The organism is Bacillus sp. OTU530, from assembly GCF_038440375.1.
This window is the reverse complement of record NZ_JASATP010000084.1, coordinates 1-14775: the sequence shown is the minus strand read 5'-3', so window position 1 is coordinate 14775 and position 14775 is coordinate 1. Positions and strand designations below refer to the sequence as shown.

The 14775-nt window shown below is 41.0% G+C and carries 13 protein-coding genes, 2 tRNA genes and 2 riboswitches; of the genes, 4 read left to right on the top strand and 11 right to left on the bottom strand.

Annotation, left to right across the window (positions count from 1 at the left end; translation table 11 throughout):
- The first annotated feature begins 514 nt into the window (after positions 1-514).
- Positions 515-1288 (top strand): C39 family peptidase, encoded by a 774-nt coding sequence (locus AAHB12_RS29885; protein WP_342048734.1) that lies wholly within the window; start codon positions 515-517, stop codon positions 1286-1288.
- Positions 1289-1441: 153 nt separating this feature from the next.
- Here AAHB12_RS29885 and AAHB12_RS29880 read toward each other — a convergent pair whose 3' ends face one another.
- From AAHB12_RS29880 to groES, 4 genes are all read right to left on the bottom strand, one after another.
- Complete coding sequence (locus AAHB12_RS29880) at positions 1442-2767, bottom strand: NCS2 family permease (RefSeq protein WP_342048733.1); 1326 nt, start codon at positions 2765-2767, stop codon at positions 1442-1444.
- A gap of 104 nt (positions 2768-2871) precedes the next feature.
- Positions 2872-2973, bottom strand: a riboswitch (purine riboswitch).
- 86 nt (positions 2974-3059) lie between these two features.
- Positions 3060-4604 carry a glutamine-hydrolyzing GMP synthase gene (gene guaA, locus AAHB12_RS29875; RefSeq protein WP_129731861.1) on the bottom strand — a complete coding sequence of 515 codons (1545 nt, stop codon included), beginning with the start codon at positions 4602-4604 and terminating at the stop codon, positions 3060-3062.
- 121 nt (positions 4605-4725) lie between these two features.
- Positions 4726-4828, bottom strand: a riboswitch (purine riboswitch).
- A gap of 353 nt (positions 4829-5181) precedes the next feature.
- On the bottom strand, positions 5182-6819 hold the full coding sequence (gene groL / locus AAHB12_RS29870) for a chaperonin GroEL (RefSeq protein WP_342048732.1): 1638 nt from the start codon (positions 6817-6819) through the stop codon (positions 5182-5184).
- Between the two features lie 43 nt (positions 6820-6862).
- Complete coding sequence (gene groES, locus AAHB12_RS29865; protein WP_129731857.1) at positions 6863-7147, bottom strand: co-chaperone GroES; 285 nt, start codon at positions 7145-7147, stop codon at positions 6863-6865.
- 314 nt (positions 7148-7461) lie between these two features.
- Here groES and AAHB12_RS29860 point away from each other — a divergent pair, with 314 nt between their 5' ends.
- Together AAHB12_RS29860 and AAHB12_RS29855 are read left to right on the top strand one after the other, a co-directional pair.
- A complete protein-coding gene (locus AAHB12_RS29860) occupies positions 7462-8196 on the top strand; it encodes a CPBP family intramembrane glutamic endopeptidase (protein ID WP_342048731.1) in 735 nt (244 codons plus the stop codon).
- A 2-nt stretch (positions 8197-8198) separates the two neighbouring features.
- Positions 8199-8405: a YdiK family protein gene (locus AAHB12_RS29855; protein WP_129731853.1), complete on the top strand. Its 207-nt coding sequence runs from the start codon at positions 8199-8201 to the stop codon at positions 8403-8405.
- Between the two features lie 27 nt (positions 8406-8432).
- Here the strand turns inward: AAHB12_RS29855 and AAHB12_RS29850 are convergent, their stop codons facing one another.
- On the bottom strand, positions 8433-9062 hold the full coding sequence (locus AAHB12_RS29850) for a redox-sensing transcriptional repressor Rex (RefSeq protein ID WP_129731851.1): 630 nt from the start codon (positions 9060-9062) through the stop codon (positions 8433-8435).
- 194 nt (positions 9063-9256) lie between these two features.
- On the opposite strand from AAHB12_RS29850, the gene AAHB12_RS29845 reads away from it, so the two are divergent.
- Positions 9257-11182 carry an ABC-F family ATP-binding cassette domain-containing protein gene (locus AAHB12_RS29845; RefSeq protein ID WP_342048730.1) on the top strand — a complete coding sequence of 642 codons (1926 nt, stop codon included), beginning with the start codon at positions 9257-9259 and terminating at the stop codon, positions 11180-11182.
- A gap of 357 nt (positions 11183-11539) precedes the next feature.
- Here the strand turns inward: AAHB12_RS29845 and tsaD are convergent, their stop codons facing one another.
- From tsaD to AAHB12_RS29815, 6 genes are all read right to left on the bottom strand, one after another.
- Entirely contained in the window at positions 11540-12559 is a 1020-nt protein-coding gene (gene tsaD, locus AAHB12_RS29840; RefSeq protein WP_342048729.1) for a tRNA (adenosine(37)-N6)-threonylcarbamoyltransferase complex transferase subunit TsaD, read from the bottom strand.
- Positions 12556-13005 carry a ribosomal protein S18-alanine N-acetyltransferase gene (gene rimI / locus AAHB12_RS29835; protein ID WP_342048728.1) on the bottom strand — a complete coding sequence of 150 codons (450 nt, stop codon included), beginning with the start codon at positions 13003-13005 and terminating at the stop codon, positions 12556-12558. Before rimI ends, tsaD begins: the two co-directional genes overlap by 4 nt.
- A gap of 11 nt (positions 13006-13016) precedes the next feature.
- A complete protein-coding gene (gene tsaB, locus AAHB12_RS29830; protein ID WP_129731843.1) occupies positions 13017-13706 on the bottom strand; it encodes a tRNA (adenosine(37)-N6)-threonylcarbamoyltransferase complex dimerization subunit type 1 TsaB in 690 nt (229 codons plus the stop codon).
- Positions 13687-14160, bottom strand: coding sequence for a tRNA (adenosine(37)-N6)-threonylcarbamoyltransferase complex ATPase subunit type 1 TsaE (tsaE, locus tag AAHB12_RS29825; protein WP_342048727.1), 474 nt, complete (start codon positions 14158-14160; stop codon positions 13687-13689). The genes tsaB and tsaE overlap by 20 nt, the downstream gene beginning before the upstream one ends.
- A 362-nt stretch (positions 14161-14522) precedes the next feature.
- Positions 14523-14598, bottom strand: a tRNA-Asp gene (locus tag AAHB12_RS29820).
- A 19-nt stretch (positions 14599-14617) separates the two neighbouring features.
- Positions 14618-14694: transfer RNA gene (locus AAHB12_RS29815), tRNA-Met, on the bottom strand.
- Positions 14695-14775 lie beyond the last annotated feature (81 nt).

The window sequence follows — 14775 nt, the reverse complement described above, 5'->3', positions numbered from 1 at the left end:
CCGCCAGCGTTCATCCTGAGCCAGGATCAAACTCTCCATAAAAGTGTTTGTCTAGCTTTTAAAATAAAACATTGACGTTTTGTGTTTTGTTCAGTTTTCAAAGAACTATGTTATCGCTCAATGCGACTTCAATAATTTATCATATCCTAAAAAACATGTCAACATTCTTTTTTGTTTTCTTTGTTTTGTTAGAAGCGATGTTTCTTATAATACTCTTTTCTATATGACTCGTCAATAACCTTTTTAAAAATTATTAACGAATGATCTCCAATCAAAATAACATACAACTGCTAGTCTCTCTTTATCCATTGATAAATTTGGTAGATGTGGGGATAAAACGCCAATTGCCAATTCGAAAGAAACATTCTTTTCATACAAAAACTAATACTACTGAACTACCCCATCACCTACTCGCTCACACCCCTTTCCTACAAGAGGGACCTCTGTTGGCCGAAGGAAGGGATGTTCTTATCTATTATTTGATAAAATCAACGATGATTGGAGTGAAACAGTATTGAATTCATATAGAAGATGGATCGTCATCTTAGTTTTATGCATAACACTTATGTATAAACCCGCCTGTCCATTAGCTTCATATCAGAAGCCACACATAGACACGCTTAACATTTGGTCTCTTATGTTAGATAAACCATCTAAAGGTGAGGCTGTTCCTTCTCTGTCTCACCCTCCCTCCGTTTTGTTGGATGTTCCCCTTATTTCGCAAATGCCAGGGCTTCCAAGGGGTTGTGAGGTCACAAGTTTGGCTATGCTGCTGCATTATAAGGGGGTTAATGTCAGTAAGTTAACTTTAGCAAAAGAAATAAAAAAAGATCCTACACCCTATAGAAGGATTGGGCAAACCGTTTATTTCGGAAATCCCCATAAAGGATTTGTTGGAAGCATGACAACTATGTCACGGCCTGGTTTTGGTGTATTCCACGGTCCTATATATGAATTAGCTAATCGACACTTACAAGGCCGAGCTATCAATATAACTGGATCTTCATTTAAAGCGGTGCTGTTTCACCTCGGACAGCAAAAACCAGTATGGGTCATTTCAACAAGCACTTTCGAAAGAGTTCCCGCACGGTATTGGCGGACTTGGCAAACACCGCAAGGTCCAGTCTCTATTACCTATAAGGAACATAGCGTTCTTTTGACTGGGTATGATAATCAATACGTTTATTTCAATGACCCTCTTGCCAATATAAAAAACAGAAGAGTTCCGCTTGCTTCCTTCATCCGCGGCTGGGAGCAGTACGGAAAGCAAGCGATTACTTATAAATAGAAAAAGCTCGCTGATTGGCGAGCCATTAGATGAAGACCGAAGCATAGTTACACTTTATTCTTAAAAGTTCTTGCTATACCAAACTCGTTTCTGTTTGAGAATTTATACCTTCTTACAAATGCGAAAAAAGCGATGCTGAGCATCGCTTTTTAATTATTCTCTAACAAAAATGAAATACAGTACGAAAATCACTGCCATTGCATACATAATTGGGTGAACTTCTCTTCCACGTCCTTTTACAGCCATTGTAATTGGATAGAAGATAAAGCCAATTGCAATACCAGTTGCAATGCTGTAGCTAAGAGGCATTGTAATTAATGTGAAGAATGCAGGAACTGCCACTTCGAATTTCTTCCAATCAATTTCACCTAAAGAAGATACCATAAGGATACCAACAATAATAAGAGCTGGAGCAGTTACTGCTGCAGTAACAACACTAAGCAATGGTGAAAATAGAAGTGCTAAAAGGAAGAAGCACGCAGTTACAACTGCTGTAAATCCTGAACGTCCACCAGCTGCTACGCCTGCGGAAGACTCAATATAAGCTGTTGTCGTAGATGTACCAAATACTGCTCCAATTGTTGTTGCAGCTGCATCCGCAAACATCGCCTTACCTGCACGAGGAAGCCTGTTGTCTTTCATCAAGCCAGCTTGATTAGCAACCGCAACTAACGTACCTGCTGTATCAAAGAAATCAATAAAGAAGAATGTTAAAACAACCAAAATCATTTTCGCAGTAAAGATATCACCGATATGCGCTAGTGCTACACCAAATGTTGGCGCAAGACTTGGAACCGCCCCAATTACTTGTTTTGGAGCATCGATTAATCCTGTCGCCACGCCGACAGCAGCTGTGATAACCATACCATAGAACACAGCACCGTTAATCTTCCTTGTCATAAGAATAACTGTTAAAACAACTCCAAAAATCGCAAGTAAAGTAGAACCTTTTGTAAAATCACCTAAACCTACAAGTGTTGCATCATTATTAACAATAATACCTGCACCTTGGAATCCGATAAATGCAATAAACAAACCAATACCTGCAGCAACTGCGTGCTTTAATTCAACAGGAATTGCATTAATGATCTTTTCACGAAGACCTGTAGCTGTTAACACGATAAATACAAGACCAGAAACCAGCGTACCGGCAATAGCAGTTTGCCAAGGAATTCCCATTGTTAAGATAACTGTATAAGCAAAAAATGCATTAATCCCCATACCAGGAGCTAAGGCAATTGGATAACGAGCGAAAATACCCATAATTAAGGAACCCACAGCTGCAGCTAATGCAGTTGCTACAAATACAGCTCCCGGGTCCATACCCATTCCCGCAGGAAGACCCTTAACGCTGCTTAAAGATAAAGTAGCAGGGTTAACAAACAAAATATAAGCCATCGATAAAAACGTCGTTAAGCCGGCAATGAACTCTCTTTTATAATTCGTGCCAAGCTCCTCAAATTGAAAATAGCGTTTCATTACTTTCCCTCCATATTACAAGATGTTTTTTGTATTATTCCCTAAACAGGGCCAACAAAAAATGCCTCCATACTTAGATGGAGGCGTCGAGGACAAAAACAAGAATTTTCGTCCCAGCACCTCGTAGTCTAGCCATTTACGGCGGCTAGGTAGAAACTTTTGGGCCATATCCCCAATATTATACGATGGCTTTTATATATGAATAAAATACCTTACCATTTTACTTTCCGTATAAATTATTGTCAATAAAAAAACGAACATTTATAAATAAATGTTCGTTTTCGTTCGGAATTTATTCCCATTCAATTGTTGCAGGCGGTTTACTTGTAATATCGTACACAATACGGTTTACATGCTTAACTTCATTTACAATCCGTACAGAGATTTTCTCTAATACATCCCAAGGAATACGAGCCCAGTCAGCAGTCATCCCATCAATAGATGTAACCGCGCGAATTCCTACTGTATAATCGTATGTTCTTTCATCTCCCATTACCCCTACACTTTTCATACCAGGTAACGCTGTGAAATATTGCCAAACTTCACGTTCAAGTCCAGCATTCGTAATTTCTTCACGTAAAATTGCATCGGATTCACGAACAATCTCTAACTTTTCAGCTGTTACTTCACCCAATACACGAATTCCTAGACCAGGACCTGGGAATGGTTGACGCCATACAATCTCATCTGGAATACCAAGCTCCGTACCAAGCGCACGTACTTCATCCTTAAACAATGTTTTTAATGGCTCAATTAATGTAAATTGCATATCTTCAGGAAGGCCGCCTACATTGTGATGTGATTTAATTGTTTGTGCAGTTGCCGTTCCACTCTCAATAATATCTGTATACAATGTTCCTTGTGCCAAGAAATCCATTCCTTGCAGTTTGGATGCCTCATCATCGAACACATAGATAAATTCATTTCCGATAATTTTTCGTTTTTGTTCTGGGTCTGTAACACCCACTAACTTGCTTAAGAAGCGTTCCTGTGCATCCACTTTAATTACGTTCATATGGAAGCCTTCGCTGAACGTCTTCATTACACCCTCAGCCTCTCCTTTACGAAGCAAGCCATGGTCTACGAAAATACATGTTAATTGATCACCGATCGCTTTATGAATTAATACCGCTACAACAGAAGAGTCTACACCGCCGCTTAATGCACAGAGTACCTTTTTGTCGCCTACTGTCTCACGAATTTTTTGCAATTCTGTTTCAATAAAGTTACCCATGTTCCAGCCTTCGCTGCAGCCGCAAACCTCAAATACGAAGTTTTTCAACAGATCATTACCGTATTCGGAATGACGAACCTCCGGGTGAAATTGTACGCCATAAAATCCGCGCGCTTCATTGCTCATAGCAGCAATCGGGCACGATGCACTCGTTGCATCAACAACAAAGCCCTCCGGCAAGCCCGTTACTAAATCTCCGTGGCTCATCCAAACAACCTGCTCGCTAGGAAGATTGCTGTAAAGCTTGGATTCATTTTTTACTTCTAAAACAGCCTTTCCATACTCACGATGCTCTGCACGCTCTACCTTACCGCCTAAATGTTTTGTCATTAGCTGCATACCGTAGCAAACACCTAAAATTGGTAAACCTAACTCAAAAATCGCTTCATCACAACGGAAAGCTTGATCGCCATATACACTGTTCGGGCCGCCAGAGAAAATGATTCCCTTTGGATTCATTTTTTTAATCTCTTCAGCTGTCAATGTATGTGGATGAAGCTCGCTGTACACACCAAATTCACGAATACGACGCGCAATCAATTGATTATATTGGCTTCCGAAATCTAATACTACGATGAAATCATGCTGTTTACTCAAATTCATCACCTCAACGTTTATTCTGCCTAAGCAGTTTCAAAAACAGTACAAAAAAAGCCAAAATTCTGCCTCAAAATAAGAAAAGGCAGAATTCTAGCTTCCTAAAGAATATACCCGTTCTTTAAAAAAGTAGAATACCTGCCTTCATAGTCGAGTTATATTACGGTAACCCGGTAGAGACTCTCAGCCCATATCGCTGAGTATATATGAAGGTGCTTTTATGTCCTTTTCGATTGTAACAACGAAATATAACCACGGTCAAGAGAGAACTAGCAGAATTCAAGAGAGATTTTAGGCTTTTTCCTAACATTTCCTCGTTTTTCATATGACAATGTTTACCTTTTATAAAAAACTGAGTCGAAAGCGTTTACTCCTTAAAATAAATAAAGAAGACTCGCCGGCTGGAAAGTTCTGCTCCCCGAGCGAAGACAGAGGCGTAGCCCTACTGATACTGTATTCCTAACATTTCTCGCTACGTCGAATTGTCTTCCAGCTAGAAATTTATACTTTCTTACAGTGTAAATTAACCAAACAAAAGAACCATCTTCGTTTTAACGAAGATGGTTCTTTTTGCGAGCAGATATTACATCATGCCGCCCATTCCACCCATGCCGCCCATGCCGCCCATGTCAGGCATTCCAGCACCTTTCTCTTCTGGCTTGTCAGCCACAACAGCTTCTGTTGTTAAGAACATAGCCGCAACGGATGCTGCGTTTTGAAGAGCAGAACGAGTTACTTTTGTAGGGTCAACGATACCAGACTCGATCATGTTCACCCATTCGCCAGTAGCTGCGTTGAAACCTGTTCCAACTGCCGCATGCTTTAAGCGCTCTACTACTACAGATCCTTCTAGACCTGCATTAATTGCGATTTGGCGTACAGGCTCTTCTAAAGCACGAAGAACGATGCTTACACCTGTAGCTTCATCACCAGCTGCATTAATTGCTGCAACCTTGCTGTATACGTTCATCAACGCAGTACCACCGCCTGCTACGATACCTTCTTCTACTGCTGCACGCGTAGAGTTTAAAGCATCTTCAATGCGAAGTTTGCGTTCTTTTAATTCTGTTTCTGTAGCCGCACCAACTTTAATTACCGCTACACCGCCTGCTAGCTTAGCAAGACGCTCTTGTAATTTCTCACGGTCAAATTCAGAAGTAGACTCTTCATGCTGCGCACGAATTTGGTTGATACGCGCTGCAATTGCATCTTGGCTTCCCGCACCTTCAACAATTGTAGTGTTCTCTTTTGTAACAACTACCTTTGCTGCACGTCCTAAAGATGTAATTGTTGCAGATTTTAAATCACGGCCTAATTCTTCAGTGATTACTTCACCGCCTGTTAGGATTGCAACATCCTCTAGCATCGCTTTACGGCGATCACCAAAGCCAGGAGCCTTAACAGCTACTGCATTAAATGTTCCGCGAAGTTTGTTAACTACTAATGTAGCCAATGCTTCACCTTCTACATCCTCAGAGATTAAAAGCAATGGACGACCTTGTTGTACCACTTGCTCTAATACAGGAAGAATCTCTTGAATGCTAGTGATTTTCTTATCTGTAATTAAGATATACGGATTGTCTAAAACAGCTTCCATTTTCTCAGAATCTGTAATCATGTAAGGAGAAGCGTAACCGCGGTCAAATTGCATACCTTCTACTACATCTAATTCTGTTGTGAAGCCTTTAGATTCTTCTAGTGTAATAACACCATCATTGCCTACACGCTCCATCGCTTCAGCAATCAATTGTCCTACTTCTTCGTCAGCAGCAGAAATCGCAGCTACTTGTGCAATCGAAGATTTGCCTTCAATTGGCTTAGAAATTGCTTTTAATTCGTCAACCGCAGCTGTAACAGCTTTTTCAATTCCTTTGCGAAGACCCATTGGGTTTGCGCCAGCTGTTACGTTTTTCAAGCCTTCACGAATCATAGCTTGCGCAAGTACAGTCGCAGTTGTTGTACCGTCACCCGCTACATCATTCGTTTTGCTAGCTACTTCCGCAACAAGCTTTGCACCCATGTTTTCAAATGCATCTTCTAATTCGATTTCTTTTGCAATTGTTACACCGTCATTTGTAATTAGCGGAGAACCGAACTTCTTCTCTAATACAACATTACGTCCTTTTGGGCCAAGTGTAACCTTTACCGCATTTGCAAGAGTATCTACACCGCGAAGCATCGCGCGACGAGCATCTTCACTGAACTTAATATCCTTTGCCATGTTTCATGACCTCCTAATAGTTGTTTAGTAAAAATGTATAAAATTAGCCGATTACCGCTAAAATGTCGCTTTCACGTAAAATTAAGTATTCTGTGCCTTCGTACTTCACTTCAGTACCAGCGTATTTTGAGAAGATAATACGGTCGCCTACAGCTACTTCTAAAGCTACGCGCTCACCGTTTTCAAGAACACGACCTGTGCCGACTGCCACAATTTTTCCCTCTTGCGGCTTTTCTTGTGCAGTACCTGGTAAAACGATACCGCTTGCAGTTTTTTCTTCTGCTTCAACGAGTTCAATCACAACGCGATCACCTAATGGCTTTAGCATGAAAATAACCTCCTCAATAAGTATATAAGTTTTATCTTATTAGCACTCGATACCAACGAGTGCTAACACACTTATTATAATAATGAATCCATTTTTCTTTTGCAAGCAAAAAACTCACAAAATTTGTGAAAACAACCATTGTTTTGCTTATCCTGACCCTCACACAGTATATCCAATCGCTTCGAAAACATTCCCTTCGTGTTCCAACCGTATTCTATGTTACAATGAGACACATACCATAAATTGTTTTCGATACAAAACTCTGTTTTCCTTTTTACAAACGAAAATTTATAGCAAAAAAGGGGTTATGTAATTTGAATAAACGCTACGGCTGGATCATTGTTACATATATTGCAATGCAGCTATCCGGCGCAATCGGACTACCACTTTTAATTAAAACAGGATGGTATAATCAGTATGAACGCGAGGCGAAGCTCCAGATAGCTTCCGGACATTGGGCTATTATCAGCTTTCTCACGGCCCTTCTCATTATTCTATGGCTTTTGAGAAAAGACCGGGGGCAGATTAGCACAAATGGCCAAAAATCAAATGCGGCTACAACAGTCGTTTGGATGATAACAGGGGTCTTCTTGGCCTTCTTCGCACAGACGATTGCAGGAATGATTGAAATGAAAGTATTCGGTATTGAACCCGGTTCCGAAAACACAGAACAGCTCATTGAAATTGCAGCTGCCACACCTTGGTTCATTCTTGTAACATCTGTGTTGGCGCCTGTACTCGAGGAAATTGTTTTTAGAAAAATTTTATTTGGAACACTCTATAAACGTTATAACTTTTTGGTTGCGGCAATTATCAGCTCCCTAATCTTCGCTGCCGTTCATTTGGATTTCTCCCATTTACTCATTTATATGTCCATGGGGATTGTGTTTGCCTTTCTATATGTACGAACACAAAGAATTATTGTTCCTATCACAGCTCATGTGATGATGAATACCTTTGTTGTACTTATAAATCTTGTATTTAAAGACGACATAGAGCGAATGATGCAAAAAGCTGAAAAACTGCAAGCATTTATCGGAGGATTTTAATTATGCGAAGCTCACCACTGTTTATGGCCACACTATATTTTGTTCTCGGTTCTGTTTTCACATACTTAGCCGTGACAAGTGTGGAGACTACGATTTGGAACTTTTATACGCTGCTTTTAATTGTTATGGCAACATTCGATTTTGGACTAGCCTTAAGGCTCATCCTTCTGAATATCAGGCTGCGAAAGCTAAAAACGCCTAAAAAATAAAAACGCGGGACATCTGCCGCGTTTTTTTTATTTTGGATAATGCTTGAGGAAGTAGACAAGCGTCTGCAATTCCACTGCCAAATCAATATGATGAATACGAATATGCTCTGGAACATCAATCCGAGCCGGCGTAAAATTCAATATACCTTCTATTGCAGTTTTCGCCAATCGATCTGTTACTGACTGCGCTACATGAGAAGGCACCGTTAAAATTGCTACCTTAATATCATCCGTAAGTCTCTCTTCTAGTTCATCTAGATGATAAACAGGGATATCCGCAATCGTTGACCCGATTTTTCCTGTGTCTACATCAAATGCCATCTGAATCCTTGTATTATTATTTTTCGTGAAATTATAGTTTAAGAAAGCGGTTCCTAAATTCCCAACCCCAATTAAAATAACCCCAATTACATCGTCCTGATCGAGTGTTTGACTAAAAAATGATAAAAGATAATTTACATTATAGCCGTATCCTTTTTTTCCTAATGCGCCAAAATAGGAAAAATCTCTTCGAATCGTAGCGGAATCTACCTTCACTGCCTCACTCAGCTCAGCTGATGAAACACGCTGCTTACCAGAAAGTGATAAATTTTTAATAAACCTGTAGTATAAAGGCAATCGTTTCGCAGTTGCCTGCGGAATCTTCGGCTGCTCCATAGATGTTCCCCCTCCTCGCTTCTCCCTACTCCATTTTATATGTTATTAGAATAAATTTGTAGAAGTTTATTCATCTAAAGCTTTCTTTGTATAATAGAACTAGACTATGTCACTCAATTTAAACTATACACTATTTTTAGTTATATTGAAAAACATAAGTTTTATGTAAGAGAGACGAACTAGAGGTGATTGCATTGATACTACTACAAGTGAATGGATTGGTAAAGCAGTATGGCGCTGATGTAATTCTATCAAATATAAAGCTAGAGGTACAAACACGTGACCGCGTTGCGCTTGTCGGCCGCAACGGTGCGGGTAAATCTACGCTTTTAAAAATCATTGCCGGCGAGCTATCGTATGATGGAGGAGAAATCATCAAGCCAAAGGATGTAACAATGGGATATCTAGCCCAGAATACTGGATTAGAAACTTCCTTAACCATTTGGGAGGAAATGATTACCGTATTCGCTGAGCTGCAAGCAACCGAGCGGGAAATCCGCCGGCTAGAGCAAGAGATGGGACGCGAGGAAGTATTTACTGATGAAACGCGCTACAATAAACTGCTTTCCGATTATGACAGATTACAGCAAACGTATAAAGAAAAGGGAGGCTATCAATATGAAGCAGATATTCGTTCCATATTGAGCGGGCTGGGTTTTCCGATCGAAACGCACGGCACAGTCATCTCTACCTTAAGCGGCGGGCAGAAAACGAGGCTCGCTCTCGGCAAGATGCTGCTTACAAAACCAGATTTACTTATTCTGGATGAACCGACAAACCATCTTGATATTGAGACACTTACATGGTTAGAGCAGTATTTACAGGGCTATCCCGGAGCAATCTTAATTGTTTCACATGATCGCTATTTCTTGGATCGTCTTGTAACACAGGTATACGAAATTTCCAATAAGCAAAGTAAAAAATTCACAGGAAATTATAGTAAATATTTAGAAGAAAAAGCTGCCTCCTATGAACTGGAGATGAAGCGCTATGAAAAGCAGCAGGAAGAAGTATCAAAAATACAGGATTTCATCCAACGAAATATCGCTCGTGCTTCTACAACCAAACGGGCGCAAAGCAGACGAAAACAGCTTGAACGAATGGACTTAATGGAAAGACCTCTCGGCGATGAAAAATCGGCTTCCTTTCACTTTGATATTGACCGGCAAAGCGGAAATGATGTGCTAAAGGTGAAAGATTTAAAAATAGGATATGCAAACGAGGCCATCGCTCAGCATATTCATATGCATCTTACACGAGGGGACAGCATCGCTCTTGTTGGACCGAACGGAATTGGAAAATCAACGCTTCTAAAATCCATTATCGAACGGCTGAAGCCGCTGCAAGGAACGATTTCCTTTGGTTCAAATGTTACGGTTGGCTACTATGATCAGGAACAAGCAAACTTGACCTCCTCCAAACGTGTTCTGGATGAGCTATGGGATGAATTCCCGCTAAAACCGGAAAAAGAAATTCGTACAGTTCTCGGCAACTTTTTATTTTCTGGAGATGATGTATTAAAGCCCGTCTCTTCGTTAAGCGGTGGCGAAAAGGCTCGTGTCGCCCTCGCTAAACTTATGATGCAAAGGTCAAACTTTCTAATCTTGGATGAGCCGACAAACCATCTGGATTTAAGTAGTAAAGAAATATTAGAGAATGCCTTAATCGATTTTCCTGGCACCCTTTTATTTGTTTCCCATGACCGTTATTTTATCAATCGTGTAGCTACAAAGGTGATTGAGCTGTCAAGGGAGGGCTCAGAGGAGTATCTAGGTGACTATGACTATTATGTACAAAAGAAAGCGGAAATGTTAGAGCGGGCACAACTACAGCAAGAGGAACAAGGGCAGCCAGCTAAGGTTGAGCAAACAGCAGAAAAACGAACCTATCTTGAGGATAAAGAGCGAAAAAAGCTGGAGCGACAACGAATCCGGAAGATTGAAGAGCTTGAGGCACGCATTATGGAGTGGGAAGAGCAAATTGCAGCATTAGAAGAAAAGCTCTGTCTTCCCGAGGTGTTTCAAGATTATGAGCAGGTTCAGCAAATCAATGCAGAAAAGCAAGCCCTGCAAGAGCAGCTTGAGCTTGATATGGCCGAGTGGGAGAACCTACAAGAATAAGTTTAGACGGTGTCCTGCCAAGAACCAACATGACCCAGTCATAATAAAAAAGTCAGTGCTTCACTGACTTTTTTATTACACTTTAAGAAAGGATAAATTTCTAGCTGGAAGACCATTCGACGTAGCGGGAAATTTTAAGAATAAAGTATAAGGGCAACTACGCCTCTGTCTTCACCCAAGGGCGGGGCTCGCCAATCGGCGAGTTTTCCTTATCCACAGATCCGCTTAACCTCATCAACTTATCCACATTATCAACAAGGAAACATCCACTTATCAACAACTTTTACACAAATCATTGATGGTTAACCACATTTCCCAACATATTTATCCACAGAAAAAGCGATTCCTGTTTATAATCTAACATTCGAGATCTAAGCCTGGATTTGCATTTAAAGCCAAATTGGCCCGCTTGCCCTGACTGTATAAAATAGTACCTGCTGCCGCAATCATAGCAGCATTATCCGTACAAAGCGACAATGGCGGAATCACGAGCTCTATGTTCTGCATTGGTGAAAATGCCTCCTGCAGACGGTTACGCAGGCCTTTATTGGCAGCTACACCTCCCGCAAGCAATACCTGCTTTACTCCATATTCAACAGCCGCTTTTACTGTTTTTGTAACAAGCACATCGATGACGCTGTCCTGAAAACTTGCTGCTAAATCTTCAGGGGCAATGACCTCTCCCCTTTGTTTTGCGTTATGAACAGCGTTGATAACTGCGGATTTTAAGCCGCTGAAGCTAAAATCATAAGAATCCGGTTCCAACCAAGCGCGCGGCAAGCCAAGAACTGGCTGACCCTCATGTGCTAAGCGGTCAATATGAGGTCCGCCCGGATACGGAAGGGACAATGTTCTTGCTACCTTATCATAAGCCTCTCCAGCCGCATCATCACGCGTTTCCCCGATTACCTCAAACGAACCATGCTTCTCCATGTAAACAAGTTCTGTATGCCCTCCGGAAACAACGAGAGACAGCAAAGGAAACTTCATCTCCGTGATAAGACGATTCGCATAAATATGACCCGCAATATGGTGGACACCCACTAATGGGATTCCATGGGCAAATGCAACTGCCTTTGCAGCGTTCACTCCAATTAATAATGCCCCAACAAGACCAGGCCCTTCTGTCACCGCAATCGCATCTATATCCTGTAACGTTACATCCGCTTGCCTCAAGGCTTCTTCTAATACAACTGTAATTTGCTCTACATGATGGCGAGATGCAATCTCTGGAACTACTCCTCCAAATCGCTTATGGCTCTCGATTTGAGACGCCACCACATTAGATAAAATCTCATGACCATTCTTTACAACAGCTACGGCAGTCTCGTCACAGCTCGTCTCGATTCCTAATATAATACTATCTACTTTTGTCATAATCTCACCCACATTACAAGAGCATCCTCGTAGTTATCCGTATAATATCGTTTGCGAATACCGCCGTTTAAAAAACCAAACTTGCGGTACAGCTTTTGAGCAATCTCATTAGATACACGAACCTCTAGCGTCATCGAGTGAGCTCCTAATTTTTTTGCTTTTTCAATCACTTCATTTAGTAATGCTTCTCCCAGATTCCTCCCGCGATACTCAGGTAGAATGGCGATATTCGTAATATGAGATTCATCTAAAATGAGCCACATTCCGCAATAACCAATAATAGCACCATCTTTCTCCATCACAGTATATCGGGCATATTCATTTATTGTCATTTCGCGTTCAAATGTTTCGAAGGTCCAGGGAATCGCAAACGATACCTGTTCAATCGCAACAACCTGTGCAATATCCTCGGGTTTCATATCCCGAAATATGATTGACTCACTCATTTCCTTTTCCCCTATTTTGCTTGATTTGCCAGCCAATTTGCTTCTGCTTCAGCCATACGAATATAATTTGGTACAAATGTATGTACTTCCTCTGACTCTTTTTGTAAACCAATGCAGCCTAGTTCACTTGGTCTTGGGTTATGTTTAGCCGTTGAAGCAAATACAGCCTGCTCCCCTAACGCAGCTATAATAGTCTCTTTATGAATAGATAAATCATTCCCTATAAATAATACTTTTTGATTTAACTCCTTTAATAATAGAAGCCATTCTGAAATAAGGATAATACGTTCTTCTTCTTTTACCTTGAGCGTATCTTCATATGTATAAAGACCTGTATAGATTTGCTGTCTTCTTGCATCAAAAAGTGGACAAATATAACCATCGAAGTAAGAAGCATTTGCTGCTAAAACCTCTAAACTGGATACACCTGTAATCGGGATTTGCAGGGACCAGGCCAATGTTTTAGCCACTGTCACCCCAATACGCACCCCTGTATAAGATCCAGGACCTGCAGCCACTACAATTTTCTCGAGGTCACTCGGCTTTGTATCGCATTCCTTCAATAGCTGTTCAATTGCCGGCATGAGCCGTACAGAATGATTCTTCTTCACATTTGTAATAATTTCGCCTACTACTTGCTGTTCATCGAGAAGCGCGACGCCCATTACATAATTCGCTGTATCAATTGCTAATACTTTCATTCTTCAAAAGCTCCTCACATAATCTAATATACCGTTCTCCCTTCGGCTCTAACACAATGCCCCGATTGTTGCTGCCTTCATGAAATAAACTAATTTTAAGTAAGGAGGAAGGCAAATAGTGCTCAATTAAGTGAGCCCATTCAACTACTGTCACACCGCTCCCATAAAAATACTCATCGAATCCTAGATCTTCTTCACTCTCGGCTAATCGATATACGTCCATGTGATAGAGAGGGATTCTTCCTTTGTATTCCTTAATAATATTGAAGGTTGGACTATTTACAACTCGATTCACACCAAGACCTTTTGCAAGTCCCTTTGTGAAGGTTGTCTTTCCTGCGCCTAAATCTCCCTCTAAAATAAAAACATCCTGCTCCTCAGCTAACATCCCCAGCTTTTCCGATATCTTCATTGTATCTTCTGGAGAGGAGGTTCTAATCTTATATTCGTTCAACTGCTTCACCAGCCTTATTTCTTATTTTTATAGTATATCCGTTCTTCCATGCTTGAGCATTCTATAAGAACGAAAAGATAAATTCCTGATTCTCATTATACTATTTTTTCAAATGAAAAATAATTGAACTACACTCCGCCTACCCGCTAACACAGCCTTCCCACGAGGAGGCTCTCCAGATAATGCCTATCATGTGCTTGAAGTGGGTGATAAATGTCGGAGCTTCCGGCTGGAAATTTATACTTTCCTAACAGTATAAAAAAAACCTTAGGATAAGCTCCCAAGGATATCTAACTACTCTTATGTATCTAACAAATCCAAGCATAAAAAAACACGAAACATCTTGTTTCGCTTATGAAAAATGGCGGTCCCGACGGGGATCGAACCCGCGATCTCCTGCGTGACAGGCAGGCATGTTAACCGCTACACCACGGAACCCTTTATTTATTTATAGCTTTGGTTGCGGGGACAGGATTTGAACCTGCGACCTTCGGGTTATGAGCCCGACGAGCTACCAGACTGCTCCACCCCGCGATGTTATGAAAAATAAAAAGGCCTAGCGACGTCCTACTCTCACAGGGGGAAACCCCCAACTACCATCGGCGCTGAAGAGCT